Annotated in this window: 11 protein-coding genes; 2 read left to right on the top strand and 9 right to left on the bottom strand. The window is 37.5% G+C overall.

The window, feature by feature from the left end; all coding sequences use genetic code 11:
- Positions 1 to 65 precede the first annotated feature (65 nt).
- Positions 66 to 1,901, bottom strand: a complete 1,836-nt coding sequence (locus tag LCM23_RS19715) for a PTS fructose transporter subunit IIABC (RefSeq protein WP_224938461.1) — start codon at positions 1,899 to 1,901, stop codon at positions 66 to 68.
- Between the two features lie 535 nt (positions 1,902 to 2,436).
- Between LCM23_RS19715 and LCM23_RS19720 the strand changes: the two genes are divergently transcribed.
- The gene (locus tag LCM23_RS19720; RefSeq protein WP_095372981.1) at positions 2,437 to 2,649 is read left to right on the top strand and encodes a hypothetical protein; all 213 of its coding nucleotides are present in this window, start codon (positions 2,437 to 2,439) and stop codon (positions 2,647 to 2,649) included.
- A gap of 8 nt (positions 2,650 to 2,657) precedes the next feature.
- Here LCM23_RS19720 and LCM23_RS19725 read toward each other — a convergent pair whose 3' ends face one another.
- Complete coding sequence (locus tag LCM23_RS19725; RefSeq protein WP_224938462.1) at positions 2,658 to 3,050, bottom strand: acyl-CoA thioesterase; 393 nt, start codon at positions 3,048 to 3,050, stop codon at positions 2,658 to 2,660.
- A gap of 98 nt (positions 3,051 to 3,148) precedes the next feature.
- Positions 3,149 to 5,134: an acetoacetate--CoA ligase gene (locus LCM23_RS19730; RefSeq protein WP_224938463.1), complete on the bottom strand. Its 1,986-nt coding sequence runs from the start codon at positions 5,132 to 5,134 to the stop codon at positions 3,149 to 3,151.
- A gap of 339 nt (positions 5,135 to 5,473) precedes the next feature.
- Here LCM23_RS19730 and guaC point away from each other — a divergent pair, with 339 nt between their 5' ends.
- Positions 5,474 to 6,457, top strand: coding sequence for a GMP reductase (gene guaC / locus LCM23_RS19735; RefSeq protein WP_224938464.1), 984 nt, complete (start codon positions 5,474 to 5,476; stop codon positions 6,455 to 6,457).
- Between the two features lie 70 nt (positions 6,458 to 6,527).
- Here guaC and LCM23_RS19740 read toward each other — a convergent pair whose 3' ends face one another.
- Genes LCM23_RS19740 through LCM23_RS19765 form a run of 6 tightly spaced genes read right to left on the bottom strand, consistent with a single transcriptional unit; the run spans position 6,528 to position 13,378 of the window.
- Positions 6,528 to 7,304 (bottom strand): enoyl-CoA hydratase/isomerase family protein, encoded by a 777-nt coding sequence (locus tag LCM23_RS19740; protein ID WP_095372977.1) that lies wholly within the window; start codon positions 7,302 to 7,304, stop codon positions 6,528 to 6,530.
- Positions 7,305 to 7,319: 15 nt separating this feature from the next.
- Positions 7,320 to 8,513, bottom strand: a complete 1,194-nt coding sequence (locus LCM23_RS19745) for a thiolase family protein (RefSeq protein WP_224938465.1) — start codon at positions 8,511 to 8,513, stop codon at positions 7,320 to 7,322.
- 12 nt (positions 8,514 to 8,525) lie between these two features.
- Positions 8,526 to 9,674, bottom strand: a complete 1,149-nt coding sequence (locus LCM23_RS19750) for an acyl-CoA dehydrogenase family protein (protein ID WP_224938466.1) — start codon at positions 9,672 to 9,674, stop codon at positions 8,526 to 8,528.
- Between the two features lie 15 nt (positions 9,675 to 9,689).
- Positions 9,690 to 10,580, bottom strand: a complete 891-nt coding sequence (locus LCM23_RS19755) for a 3-hydroxyacyl-CoA dehydrogenase family protein (protein ID WP_224938467.1) — start codon at positions 10,578 to 10,580, stop codon at positions 9,690 to 9,692.
- Positions 10,577 to 12,208 carry a long-chain-fatty-acid--CoA ligase gene (locus tag LCM23_RS19760; RefSeq protein ID WP_224938468.1) on the bottom strand — a complete coding sequence of 544 codons (1,632 nt, stop codon included), beginning with the start codon at positions 12,206 to 12,208 and terminating at the stop codon, positions 10,577 to 10,579. The genes LCM23_RS19755 and LCM23_RS19760 overlap by 4 nt, the downstream gene beginning before the upstream one ends.
- Before the next feature lie 21 nt (positions 12,209 to 12,229).
- Complete coding sequence (locus LCM23_RS19765) at positions 12,230 to 13,378, bottom strand: acyl-CoA dehydrogenase family protein (RefSeq protein ID WP_224938469.1); 1,149 nt, start codon at positions 13,376 to 13,378, stop codon at positions 12,230 to 12,232.
- Between the last annotated feature and the right edge of the window lie 108 nt (positions 13,379 to 13,486).

A 13,486-nucleotide genomic window follows, 5' to 3' on the forward strand; every position in this document is an offset into this window, starting at 1 on the left:
TTATAACATATTTTCACAAAAATATAAGAACACATGTTCTCTTTTTGAAAATTGAGCCTATCCACCTATTCTACTTTAGATTTTCTTTTGATGGTTCCTAGCAACAAAGCAGCAAAAAGACTACCTACCGCAATGGCCAACAAAAAGGAAAGAGAAGAACCGAACACAAAAGGTGTAACTAATACTCCTCCATGAGGAATCGCAATCCCTGTATGTGTTGCCATCGACAACGCACCCGCAATAGCAGAACCAAGGAGAATTGGTGGTATATACGCCTTTTTATTCCGCTCGACAAAAGGGATCGCTCCTTCAGTCATAAACAAAAAACCTTTTACATAATTCGTACGATAATATAAACGTTCATTTTTAGAGAACTTCCAATAAAAAATACTCGTCGCAAAAGCAATGGCAAGTGGGGGAACCATTCCACCAACCATAATAGCAGCTAATGGTTCGTATACACCATTTAACATAAATCCAATACCAACCAAATAAGTCATTTTATTAATAGGACCACCTAGGTCAATGGCCATTAATAGTCCGAACATCGCACCAATCAAGATAGACAAAGGTGTCGTCATCGTTTGGAATAATGTTGTAATGGATTGTGTTAACCAGGTTAATGGTTGTAATAATACAAACATCGCCAATAAAGTCATCAAAATGCCGATGACAGGATAAATGATAATGTTCGACATCGCTGTGATAGAAGATGGTAAATAATTCGTCCATTTCTTTAAACGATTAATAATGAACCCACCGATTAAACCTGCACATATCCCACCAATCAAGCCTGAACCATTCATTGCAGCGAATAAACCACCAATTGCTCCTGGCGCAAATCCTGGGCGATCACTAATGCTTTTACCAATATAGCCAGCAAATATAGGCATTAATAAAACAATAATTGTTTGATCACCGAAAAAAGAGAGAATCTCCCAAAATTGATGACGAAAATCTGAACTAAAAATCGTTAATGACAATAAAAATCCGGCGGCAATGGCAAGGGGGAGCATATTAGATAACCCATTCATCACATGTTGATAAAGCTCTCTTGACCAAGTTTTACTATTTTTATTTACATGATTATGGTCATATATATCACAATCTTGTGAAACAGCTTTCTCTAATAACTGAAAAGGTTTACTCATACCATCTGCAACAGAGGCTTGCACCATATGTTTGCCACTAAATCGCTCCAACTCTACTTTTGTATCGGCTGCAATAATAATGGCAGTTGCTTTTTCTATTTCAGCCTTTGTAATATGTTGCTTAACCCCAGCAGCGCCATTTGTTTCGACTTTTAGAGGAATATGCAAAGTGGCGGCAGCTGACTCTAAGGAATGAGCCGCCATATAAGTGTGAGCTATCCCTGTTGGACAACCTGTAACTGCTAAAATAAATGGAGTCTCTTCATTCGTTTCATAAGTTTCATTTCTAGTATCATCTTTATCCAATTCACTAATAATCGAGAGTAAATCACTCTTTGATTCTGCCGTCATTAGTTTGAAATGAGTTTCTTTGTTCATTAAAATGGTGGATAACTTAGCTAATATATCCAAATGGAGTTCATCGGCGTTTTCCGGAACAGCAATAAGGAAGATAAGATGGGCTTTTTCACCATCTAAAGAGTTAAACTCTATCCCTCCATGACTCCTTGCTAAAGCAATACCAACTTGTGTGACTGCCCTAGATTTTGCATGGGGAATTGCAACGCCGTTGCCTATACCTGTAGTACTTTGCGCTTCTCGTTTAAGCACATCAGCAAGGAAAAGTCCTTTTTCCTTTATACCACCATCACTGTATAGCGTATCGACTAACGCAGTTATCGCTTCTACTTTTGTCACTTCCTCAAGTGAGAGAAGAATTGATTCTTCACTTAATAAATCAGTAATATTCAATACCTCTCTCCTTTCCACTAACAAAAAGTCTTTTTATCTTTCAATCATACAAAAAATAATAAGAAAATCAATCATTTTTTCTAGCAAATGATAATTGCTGAAATTGTTCATGTATGCTAGAATCAAAATAACAATATATAGTTAAATTCAACTTCACTAATCACTATATATTGTATTTTGCAAGATTATCCTCATCCATAGTCTCATTTTCCGTTTCTTTATAAGAAACGGCTTTTTTCTGTTTATCTTTTTCCTTTTGACTATATCATCACCCAACGATTGGAAATAAAATGATACTTCCAGTATATCTAAAGTTCCTGTATAACTATAGATGTTTACATATGCATTTCTTACTATTTTTATGACTATTCTGTGACCATTGTATCATCAAATAAAGAAATCATTATTTTTAAAATAGGTCAATAAAATAACTCCATATAGTCCGGTTACATGTTACAATATGAAAAATGCAATATATTACTATTGTTTTGATTCAATTATAACGAAGTGATTAAAATATAGAGGAGTATGGATCATGGCAAAGCCATCTAGTGAAACAGTCATCTTTTATATTGCAGGGAGTATTTTCACTGTATTATCAATTGGTGGAATTACTTTTTTATTAACAGAATGTTATCAATCACAAACCCTCAATGGTGCAGAGCTATGGATTATTATGCTCGTTAGTTTTGCAGTCACCGCTTTATGTGATTTTGAATTAGAACTTGAAAAACAAAGTGACACATAAATAAGTCACTAACAGGCAGAGGTAATCGTTTTGATTACTGGAATTGCTTTTCTTGTTTGCAAATGGAACATAACAAAAACCTTTTCACTTGTTGCGATGATTTTTTGATCTCTTGTTGCCATTTGTTGAGAAATGACAAAACTCGTATGACCCACTCTCTTTAATGTTGTCGTAATCTCTAACAGTTCTCCCACTAATGCCTCTTTTATATATTCACTTTCCACTTTCTTTACAACGCAACCGATATGTCTTGATTGTAAATATTGATTCGTTAGACCAAGCGCTAAAAACCAGTCATCAATACCACATTCGAAGTAGTTGAAATATTTCAAATAGTTCATATGACCAAGTTCATCTATATCACTCTCACGAACAACAATACTTGTTTTAATTTTTTTCAATTTAAGCCAGTCCTCCTTTTTGTATGCTATTTCCTCGGAACAATATTGATAAAATGGTGAAAGAAAAGTACTATCCATTCCTTTCACCAATTGAAAACCTAATGATTGATTGCCCTTCTTTTATGAGCAAATTCAATATACGTTTTAAGTATTTCTGGATTAGCCATTGAACCAACATTAATCACTTTCTCTGGCTGATGACCTAATAATATCCTTTTAATCGGTACTTCCATCTTCTTACCGGTCAACGTTCTCGGCACTTGCTCCACAGCAATAATTTCATTTGGAACAAAGCGTGGTGAAACTTGTTGCCGTATGACATCTTTAATATGTGAAATGAGTCCATCTTCGAGTAGTTGATCTCGCTTTAACACTACAAATAAAGCCATATATGATTCTTCTTCCAGGGTTTCTAAATCCACTACTAAGCTATCGCTCACAATCTCTATACTTTCGACTGCTCGATAAATTTCACTAGTACCTATGCGAACGCCTTGTTTATTAATGGTTGAGTCTGATCTGCCAAAGATAACGGATCTCCCTTTATCATCAAACTGAATCCAATCTCCATGACGCCAAATTCCCGGAAAAGTACTAAAATAACTTTCTTTGTAACGCTTATCACCTTCATCATTCCAAAAATAAATTGGCATCGATGGCATTGGATTAAGAATCACTAATTCCCCTACCTCATTAAGTATGAGCATTCCATCGTCATTAAAAGCTTGGGCGTTTACTCCTAAAGCCTTTGTTTGAATTTCTCCAGCACGAACAGGCAAAACGGGGGAACCTCCAATAAAAGCTGTGCATACATCTGTACCTCCACTTACAGAGGCTAACCACACATCCTGTTTAACCTCGTTATATACCCAATTAAAACCGTCTATACTTAGGGGAGAACCTGTGGAACAAATGGCTTTTAAATGGGGGAATGTATACTTTTCTCTTGGTTTAATTCCTAATTTTAAACTTGCCTGTATAAAAGCAGCACTCGTGCCAAAGAAACTTACTTTTGTTTTTTCGGCTAATTCCCATAAAACATCGGGTTTCGGGTACATTGGGCTACCATCATATAAAACAATCTTTCCACCTGTTAAAAGGCCACCAACAAGTAAATTCCACATCATCCAACCCGTTGTCGTAAACCAAAAAAATACATCTTCGTTTGTAACCCCTTCTTCAATGACTAATACTTTTAAATGTTCAAGTACAATGCCTCCTTGACTGTGTACAATCGGTTTAGGCAATCCTGTCGTTCCAGATGAAAATAAAATCCATAAAGGATGATTAAAAGGCACTGGTTCAAAAACAAGTTCACTCTTTCTTTTCATTACTTCGTGCCAGTCGATTGTTTTCTGTGGATTTAACCGTTTATTATCACTATTTATGCTCTTAAACAACACGGTTCGCTTCAAAGTTGGTAGTGCATTCTGTAAGTGAGCCACTTGTTCAACTCGGTCTGATGTTTTGCCATTATATACATAACCGTCCACTGCAATGAGTACATTCGGCTCAATCTGTTTGAACCGTTCCACAACACTTTCCATACCGAAATCAGGTGAACAACAAGACCACACTGCTCCAATACTCGCACATGCTAAAAAAGCAATAATCGTCTCAGGGATATTAGGCATATAACCAACGATACGATCTCCCTTTTTTACACCTATCTCTTTTAAATAACCTGCTAGTGAAGCCGTTTTTCCCCTTAATTCTTTCCAGGAAATTTCCTTTATATCTTCCATTTCTGATCGGAAAATAAGGGCTGTTTCATCACCTCTATCATTTCTGAACACATGCTCAGCATAATTCAATGAGGAGCCTTCAAACCATCTAGTTCCTGGCATTTTTCGAGATTGTAAGACATGTGAGTATGGCGTATATGAAATGATTTGACAATATTCCCAAACATACCCCCAGAATAATTCTAATTCATCAACTGACCATTTCCACAAATGATGGACATCATTTATTTCGAGCTTCTTTTCGTTTCTGATCCAATGAAGAAATTTTGTTACCCCTGCTTTCTCTATCTCCTTTTCGCTCGGTTGCCATAAAAGCTGACCTTTTGAAACCGCTTCCATTTCCTTCGCCCCCTTCATACTCTTTTGTAAAATGGACGGGAATCTGAGATGAAATAAATTTCCATTTTATATATATTATCAAAAAAATCGCTATTATCATACTATTTAGCATATATTCTCCTAGTATAAGTGACTACAACGATTATTATTATTAAAAATCATTCTAAGTGTTTAGGTTCCTATCTTTTTCCTTAACTTCGAAAATTTTAATTAATTCTAACATTTAGCTTTTTTCTAGAGATAACCTTTGACAAGTTGGATAAAATGATGTAAATTACGTAATGGGCGAACAATTAATATGTTAACCCAATATAATATTCGTATTTTGAGGTGCTAGCTATGGAAAACGTATTTGATTATGAAGACATTCAATTAATTCCTGCTAAATGTATTGTGACTAGTCGTTCTGAGTGTGATACGGCTGTAACGCTCGGAAAATATAAATTCAGACTCCCAGTTGTTCCTGCAAATATGCAAACAATTATCGATGAAAAAATTGCTACTTATCTTGCTGAAAACGGTTATTTTTATGTCATGCACCGCTTCCAACCTGAGACGCGTAAAAACTTTATTAAGGATATGCATGCACGTGAACTCATTGCTTCTATTAGTGTTGGTGTAAAAGAAGAAGAATATGGTTTTATTGAAGAATTAGCTTATGAAAAAATTGTACCTGATTATATTACAATCGATATTGCTCACGGGCATTCCAATGCAGTCATTCAAATGATTCAACATATTAAATTACATTTGCCTGATGCTTTTGTTATTGCTGGTAATGTAGGTACACCTGAAGCTGTCCGTGAATTAGAGAATGCCGGTGCAGACGCAACAAAAGTAGGTATTGGGCCAGGAAAAGTTTGTATCACAAAGATAAAAACTGGTTTTGGTACAGGTGGCTGGCAATTAGCTGCACTTCGTTGGTGTGCAAAAGCAGCAAGCAAACCTATTATTGCTGATGGTGGGATTAGAACACATGGCGATATTGCAAAGTCTATCCGTTTTGGCGCATCAATGGTCATGATCGGTTCATTGTTTGCTGGTCATGAAGAATCACCTGGTGAAACAATTGAAAAAGATGGTAAGCTCTTCAAAGAATATTTCGGTTCAGCCTCTGAATTCCAAAAAGGCGAACGTAAAAATGTTGAAGGCAAAAAAATGTACGTCGAGCATAAAGGTTCTCTTGTGGATACATTAAAAGAAATGGAACAAGATTTACAATCTTCTATTTCTTATGCTGGTGGAAATAGGCTGGAGAGTATCCGCAATGTAGATTATGTAGTAGTAAAAAACTCAATCTTTAATGGTGATAAAGTTTATTAAACAGCACGATTAAGCCAAGATAATCATTTATTTCATCCTGCCAGGGATTTGACCCCCGGGCAGGATGAGTTTATTTTGAAGTAAAAACAGGTTTTCTTTTCTCCATAAAAGCTTTTGTTCCTTCCTTTTTATCCGCTGTTGCAAATAAAACTGCTTGTGCTAATTTCTCAATTATTTGTCCTGTTTTTTGATCGGTTTCTGCACCATATTGTACAGCCATTTTAGCTAGCTTAACCGCTAATGGACCTTTAGCTAAAATTTGCTCTGCTATCTCATCTACTTTATCCTTCAAAAATTGCAATGGGACAACTTCTGTTACTAAGCCATGTGTCATTGCTTCCTCAGCGGAAAGAAATTTTCCTAATAGAATCATTTCTAACGCCTTTCCTTTTCCAACAATTCGCGATAGCCTTTGCGTACCACCTGCACCTGGGATAATTGACAAATTTAATTCTGGCAAACCAATCTTGGCATGATCAGCCATCACTCGTATATCACATGCTAATGCCAGTTCACATCCTCCGCCAAGGGCAAGACCATTAATCATGGCAATTGTCGGCATGTCATAAGCTTCAATTTCATCATAAATCTCTTGCATACTACCTGTTGCAAAAACATCTAACATTTCCTTCTCATTTAGTTGGGTAATGTCTGCACCTGCTGCAAATGCCTTGTCTCCTTCTCCTGTAAATACAACAAGCTGGGACACTCCATCATGTTTAATTTCTACAAGAGCATCCCTTATCTCACTAAGCGTTTCTTTACTTAATCTATTTCTTACTTCTGGTAGATTAATATATATATAGGCAAGTTGACCTTCTTTTTTTACAATAATGTTTTCATACATCAGATTTCCTCCTTCTTATTTTTGAAGGTTTTCAATCAACATAGCCATTCCTTGGCCGCCACCGACACAGAGAGAGGCAATGCCAAATCTTCCCTTCTTTTTTGCTAGTGCATGCATTAAAGTAACGACAATTCTAGATCCGGTTGATCCAAGTGGATGTCCGAGAGCAATTGCTCCGCCATTAATATTTATTCGTTCAGGTGGTAGCATCAACTCTCTTTGTACTGCAATGGCTTGAGAAGCGAACGCTTCATTTATTTCAAATAAATCTATGTCTGCGATACTAAGCTTTGTTCTTGCCAATAGCTTCCGTATTGCCGGTATAGGTCCAATCCCCATGACTTCAGGTGAAACACCGACAGATGTCCAATCATGAATCATTGCTTTTGCTGATAATCCCCTTTTATCAGCTTCTTGTGCTGTCATAAGCAAGAGTGCTGAGGCGCCATCATTTCTTCCACACGCATTTCCCGCAGTTACGCTACCACCTTCTTTAAATACCGGCTTTAAGCTGGCAAGCTTTTCTCGTTTTGTCTCCGGTCTTGGATGTTCGTCTTGAGCGAAAGTGATTTGTTCTCTTTTGTTTTGTATTGTTACTGGGATGATTTCTTGTTGAAATGCGTTCATTTCTTGCGCCTTTTTATACTTTTGCTGACTTTCATATGCAAACTGGTCTTGATCTTCCCTAGCAATATTGTATCGCTCGGCAACATTTTCTGCTGTCACCCCCATCCCTAAATGAGCGCCATAAATTTCTTGTGGTTGTTGACCATTCTCTTTATTGGCATCCACTAGTATTGTTTGGTCACCTCCAAAACGTGAGCCTCTAATAAAAATGGGGGAATTACTCATACTTTCCGTACCACCTGCGATAACAACATTGGCCTGTTTGGAGTAAATTTGTTGCATACCTGAAGCGATGGCTTGCATGCCTGATGCACATAATCGATTCACAGTAAAAGCGGGAGAAGTTTCAGGAATGCCCGCTCTTAAAGCAGCTACTCTTGCCACGTTGGATGATTGCGAAGATTGTCGCACTTCTCCTAATATGACTTCTTCTACAGTCGATGGGCTTACATTGACACGTTTAAGTAAGCCAGATATAACATCGGAGGCTAAGTAGCTAGAAGATATATTTCGTAATGTTCCTCCATACCTTCCAATCGCTGTTCTTACGCCATCTACAATGACGATTTTGTTTAGGTCCATTTTCTTCCCCCCTTAGTTATATTCTTTATTTAATTGAGCAGCGATGATATTTTTTTGGATTTCTGATGTTCCTTCATAAATCCTCGTAATTCTCGCATCACGATAAAACCGTTCAATAGGAAAATCTGAAATGTATCCAATTCCGCCATGGACTTGTACGGCTTTATCAGCCACACGGTTATATACCTCTGAGCCGAATAATTTAATCATCGCAGCTTCCTTAATTACTTTCTTCCCTTCATCAACCATCGTAGCTACTCGGTACGTAAAAGATCGTAATGCTTCTATATCGACAGCCATTTCCGCTAGCATATGAGCAACGGCCTGATGCTCAATAATTGGTACATTGAACTGCACCCGTTCTTTTGCATACGTCATGGAAAGATCTAATAATTTTTGGGCGGAACCTAAGTTTCTGGCAGCCAAGCCTGCACGTCCGTTGGCAAGAATCGTTAATGCATTCACATACCCTCTCCCTTCTTCACCTAGGACATTTTCTACTGGGACTTCACAGTCTTCCATAATTATTTCTGCTGAATGTGAACCACGAAGGCCCATTTTATGTTCAATCGCTCCTACTTGAAAACCAGGAAAACTTTTTTCTACGATAAAAGAAGTAATCCCTTTTGCACCTTTAGATGGATCTGTGACAGCCATAACCGTAAAGACATCCGCTTGAGGTGCATTTGTAATATAGTGCTTTAACCCATTTAGAATATATTTATCGCCTTTACGTACTGCCGTCGTTTTTAAATTAGTGGCATTCGAACCAGCCTGTGGCTCTGTTAATGCGAAGGCACCTATTTTCTTTCCTGTAGCCATATCAGGTAAGTACTTCTGTTTTTGATATTCATTTCCCATTTCCACAATGCCCACTGATCCGATACCCGTATGACCGCCAATCAAAGTGGTGAATCCATTATGCGTGGCACCAATTTCTTCATACAAGGCACATTTGCCTACCATCCCAATGCCTAACCCACCATATTCTTCTGGAATACTTAAACCAAATAAGCCTAGCTCTTTTGCCATTTCTACAATTTTATCTGGGATGTGATCCTCTTTTTCGATCTGCATCGCAACCGCTTCCACTTCATTTTGCACAAACTCTCTAACACCTTTTTGCAACACTTCGATATCTTCACTTACTGTATAACTCATATCATCTGCCTCCCTTTATTTTTGAATATTCTCTATTTTCTTTCCGTGTTGATCGTATGCGTACCATCCTTTACCTGTTTTTCTACCTAATTCACCTTTTTCCACTTTTTCTACTACCGACTGTTTAGGGCGATCCACCTCGAGCCCTGTTTCTGCATATCTTTGCTTCCTTACAGCATAATTTACATCAAGACCAGTTAAATCCATTAATGCAAATGGACCAATAGGATGACCTAAAGCCTTTTCGACAACGACATCGATTTCTTCATAACTGGCATATCCATGTTCATATAAATAAATCGCTTCATCCATGAGTCTCGCTAAGATACGATTGGCGATGAAACCTGAAATTTCTTTTTGTAGAAGTACTGGTTTTTTTCCAATACTATGAATGAATGTCATCGCTTGCTGGGCAACGTCCTTTGAAGTATGCGGACCTTGAACAACCTCCACAAGCTCCATCACAAGTACTGGGTTAAAGAAATGGATATTACATACACGATTTTGATAGGTTAACTTATCTATCAATTTAGAGCTCACTATAGTGGAGCTATTCGTCGCAATGATACAATTTTCCGAGACAATCTTTTCTAAAGATTGAAATAATGTTTGTTTTGCCTCTAAATCTTCAATAATAGCTTCTATGATAATATCTACATCATGTAACTGGTTGATTTCAGTAGTAAATGTTAAATGTTCGAAAGCTTTATCCACCTCATCACGCGAAAATCTCCCTTTTCTTACCCTCTTTTCTAACTGTGTTTCTAACACTTCTTTCGCTTTTATTAAACGATCGTTAGATATATCTTGTAATACGACATCATATTGATGAAGCGCTGCTACAACGGCAATTTGTGCACCCATTGCTCCCGCTCCAATCACACCAACTTTTTTTATATTTGTCATTCTCGTTTATTTCTCCTTTCTAATTCTTCTTTCACAAGTAATCTTTTCAATAATTTACCAACACCATTTCTTGGTAGGTGACTTCTTTCTTCAAAAACTCTCGGTACTTTATAAGGTGTTAGTTTCGTATAACAAAATGCTTTAATTTCTTCAAGATGGAGCGTATAACCTTCTTTAGCCACAAGAAATGCTTTCGGAATCTCTCCATTTTCAGAATCAGGGATACCGACTACTGCAACTTCAGCAATACCTTGATGTTCATAAAGGACATTTTCCACTTCTTGAGGATAAATATTAAACCCCGAGAAAAGAATCATTTCTTTTTTACGACCGACAATATAGAAATACCCATCTTCGTCTACTGTGGCTAAATCACCTGTAAATAACCACCCTTCTTGTAACGTAGAGGCTGTCTCTTTCTCATTGTTCCAGTAACCCTTCATCACTTGTGGACCTTTAATGACCAATTCACCGACCTGATTAATCCCCAAATCCTCCTGTTTTTGATCAACGATACGACAATCTACAGCAGGAACAGGAATACCGATGCTACCATGTTTATGTGTACCATTTATTGGCGTACGGTGAGTCGTTGGGGAAGTTTCCGACATACCAAACCCTTCTAAGATGGTACAACCAGTTAATTGCTTGAATTGTTTAATAACCTCTACTGGCAATGGCGCTGATCCGGATGAACATATTTTAAGAGAGTTTAATCCTGCGGATCGTACATTGGGATGATGGATAAAAGAAAGATACATTTTAGGGACACCTGGAAACATGGTTGGTGCATATTTCTTCACTTGATTTAAAACCTCATCAACGTCAAAACGTTCAAAGAGTAAGATTCGCGCTCCTAAAAAGATGCCTACATTCATAGCACTTGTCATCGCATACACATGATAAAGCGGAGTTGCCGCTAATATCGTTTCGTTTCCGAAAGCCACTTTTTGTCGATACATCACATAACTTTGGTAAACATTCGCAATTAAATTATGATGTGTAAGCATCGCTCCTTTTATCGTTCCCGTTGTTCCGCCTGTGTATTGTATAATGGCTAAGTCTTTTTTAGGATCTATAGACGCTTCAGTAAATTTAGTACTTCCATTTTTAAAAATATCTTTCATATGATGAACGATTGAAGATACTTCCCTATTAGTACTGACATTTGTGGCATACATAATATGCTCTAAATCATACACTTCTCTAATTTTCTGCAGTGCAGTAACTGATTTTTCACCAACAACTAGTGCGCGTAATTCTGTATCATGAAACACTTGCAATACCTCTCTTGGTGTATAGGCTGGGTTAATTGGCACGATGATAAGACCAAGTGCATGACTAGCATAATAGGCAGTGACATAATCTGGATGATTGCCAAGCCATAACCCGATTCTATCCCCTTTTTTCAACCCACATCTCTGCCAATACGAAGCGAGTGTGTCCGTTCGTTTCTTCAGTTCCTCATAGGTGAGTGTTTCGTGATTAAAAATGATAGCCACATGATCTCGATAAGAATGCGCAGTTTCCTTTAGTACTTCATATAGGCCAATATAAGGTATGTGGAAATTTGGCAACCGATCTTCATAATATTTTTCCCATACTCTTTTTAATGAGAGATTATTCAAGACACATTCCTCCTTTATGTGTCACATATAGTCTTTTAATATATCTCTTGCAATAATTAGCCGTTGGATTTCATTTGTGCCTTCATAGATTTTCGTTATTCTTGCATCACGATAATACCTTTCAACAGGATAATCAGCGACGTAGCCCATGCCACCATGAATTTGCACTGCTTTGTCAGCCACTCGATTAAACACTTCAGACGCGTAAAGTTTAGCCATTGAGGATTCTTTCACGACCTTTCTACCTTGATCGACTAAATGAGCGGCTTTTAATGTTAATGTTCTTGCTGCTTCTGTTTCTGTTGCCATATCAGCTAACATCCATTGAATCGCTTGGTTCTTTGCAATTGGTTTACCGAACTGAATACGCTCATTCGCATATTTCGCTGATAATTCAATGAGTTTATCACAAGATCCAACTGCCCTTGCCGCTAACCCAATCCGTCCTTCACTTAAAATAGTTAGTGCAGCTACATATCCAAGACCCACTTCTCCTATAACATTTTCTTCTGGCACTTCACATTGATCAAACAATAATTGTGCAGTATATGAACCTTTTAAACCCATTTTTTTATCCTTTTTTCCTACTGTAAATCCAGGAAAATCTTTTTCTATTAAGAAGGCAGTAATCCCCTTTGCGCCTTTGTCTTTATCTGTAACAGCAAAGACCGTAAATACATCTGCTACAGGCGCGTTCGTGATGAAATGTTTTGACCCATTAAGAATCCACTTATCTCCCTTTTTCTCTGCTTTTGTCGCAAGATTAGTAGCATCAGAACCTGCCCCAGGCTCTGAAAGGGCAAAACAAGCAATTTTTTCTCCTGATGCTAAAGCAGGTAAGTATTTTTCTTTCAAGTAGGGAGAGCCAAGCCTTACTAAACCTGTACTACCAATACCTGTGTGTGCACTAATTAAACTAACAAAACCATTATGCGTGCGACCTAATTGTTCTAATACAGCGGTTTTCCCAACCATGCCAAGACCAATACCCCCATACTCTTCTGGTATACTCATCCCAAATAATCCAAGTTCCTTCACTTGCTGAACCAAAGAATCTGGTATACGGTCGTCATCTTCAATTTGTTGTGCTAAAGGCTCTACTTCCTTCTCGACAAATTGGTGAACCATCTGCACGATTTGATCGATTTCTTGGTTTTGAACTGTGAACATAAGATCACTCCTTTGTTTGCTTTATTAATATAGATGCAAAAACCATGCCATCATTTTTAACTCATGATAAATCGTTAATGAATAGCTTTAACACAAGTTATATAGTTA

Origin of the sequence: Cytobacillus kochii (assembly GCF_020171845.1) — a bacterium.
Lineage (GTDB): Bacteria > Bacillota > Bacilli > Bacillales > Cytobacillaceae > Cytobacillus > Cytobacillus kochii.

Bases quoted from the DNA above. Each gene is read 5' to 3' on its own strand.
- LCM23_RS19720 (WP_095372981.1), top strand. From the start codon at position 2,437: ATGGCAAAGCCATCTAGTGAAACAGTCATCTTTTATATTGCAGGGAGT.
- LCM23_RS19730 (WP_224938463.1), bottom strand. From the start codon at position 5,134: ATGGAAGCGGTTTCAAAAGGTCAGCTTTTATGGCAACCGAGCGAAAAG.
- guaC (WP_224938464.1), top strand. From the start codon at position 5,474: ATGGAAAACGTATTTGATTATGAAGACATTCAATTAATTCCTGCTAAA.
- LCM23_RS19740 (WP_095372977.1), bottom strand. From the start codon at position 7,304: ATGTATGAAAACATTATTGTAAAAAAAGAAGGTCAACTTGCCTATATA.
- LCM23_RS19745 (WP_224938465.1), bottom strand. From the start codon at position 8,513: ATGGACCTAAACAAAATCGTCATTGTAGATGGCGTAAGAACAGCGATT.
- LCM23_RS19750 (WP_224938466.1), bottom strand. From the start codon at position 9,674: ATGAGTTATACAGTAAGTGAAGATATCGAAGTGTTGCAAAAAGGTGTT.
- LCM23_RS19755 (WP_224938467.1), bottom strand. From the start codon at position 10,580: ATGACAAATATAAAAAAAGTTGGTGTGATTGGAGCGGGAGCAATGGGT.
- LCM23_RS19765 (WP_224938469.1), bottom strand. From the start codon at position 13,378: ATGTTCACAGTTCAAAACCAAGAAATCGATCAAATCGTGCAGATGGTT.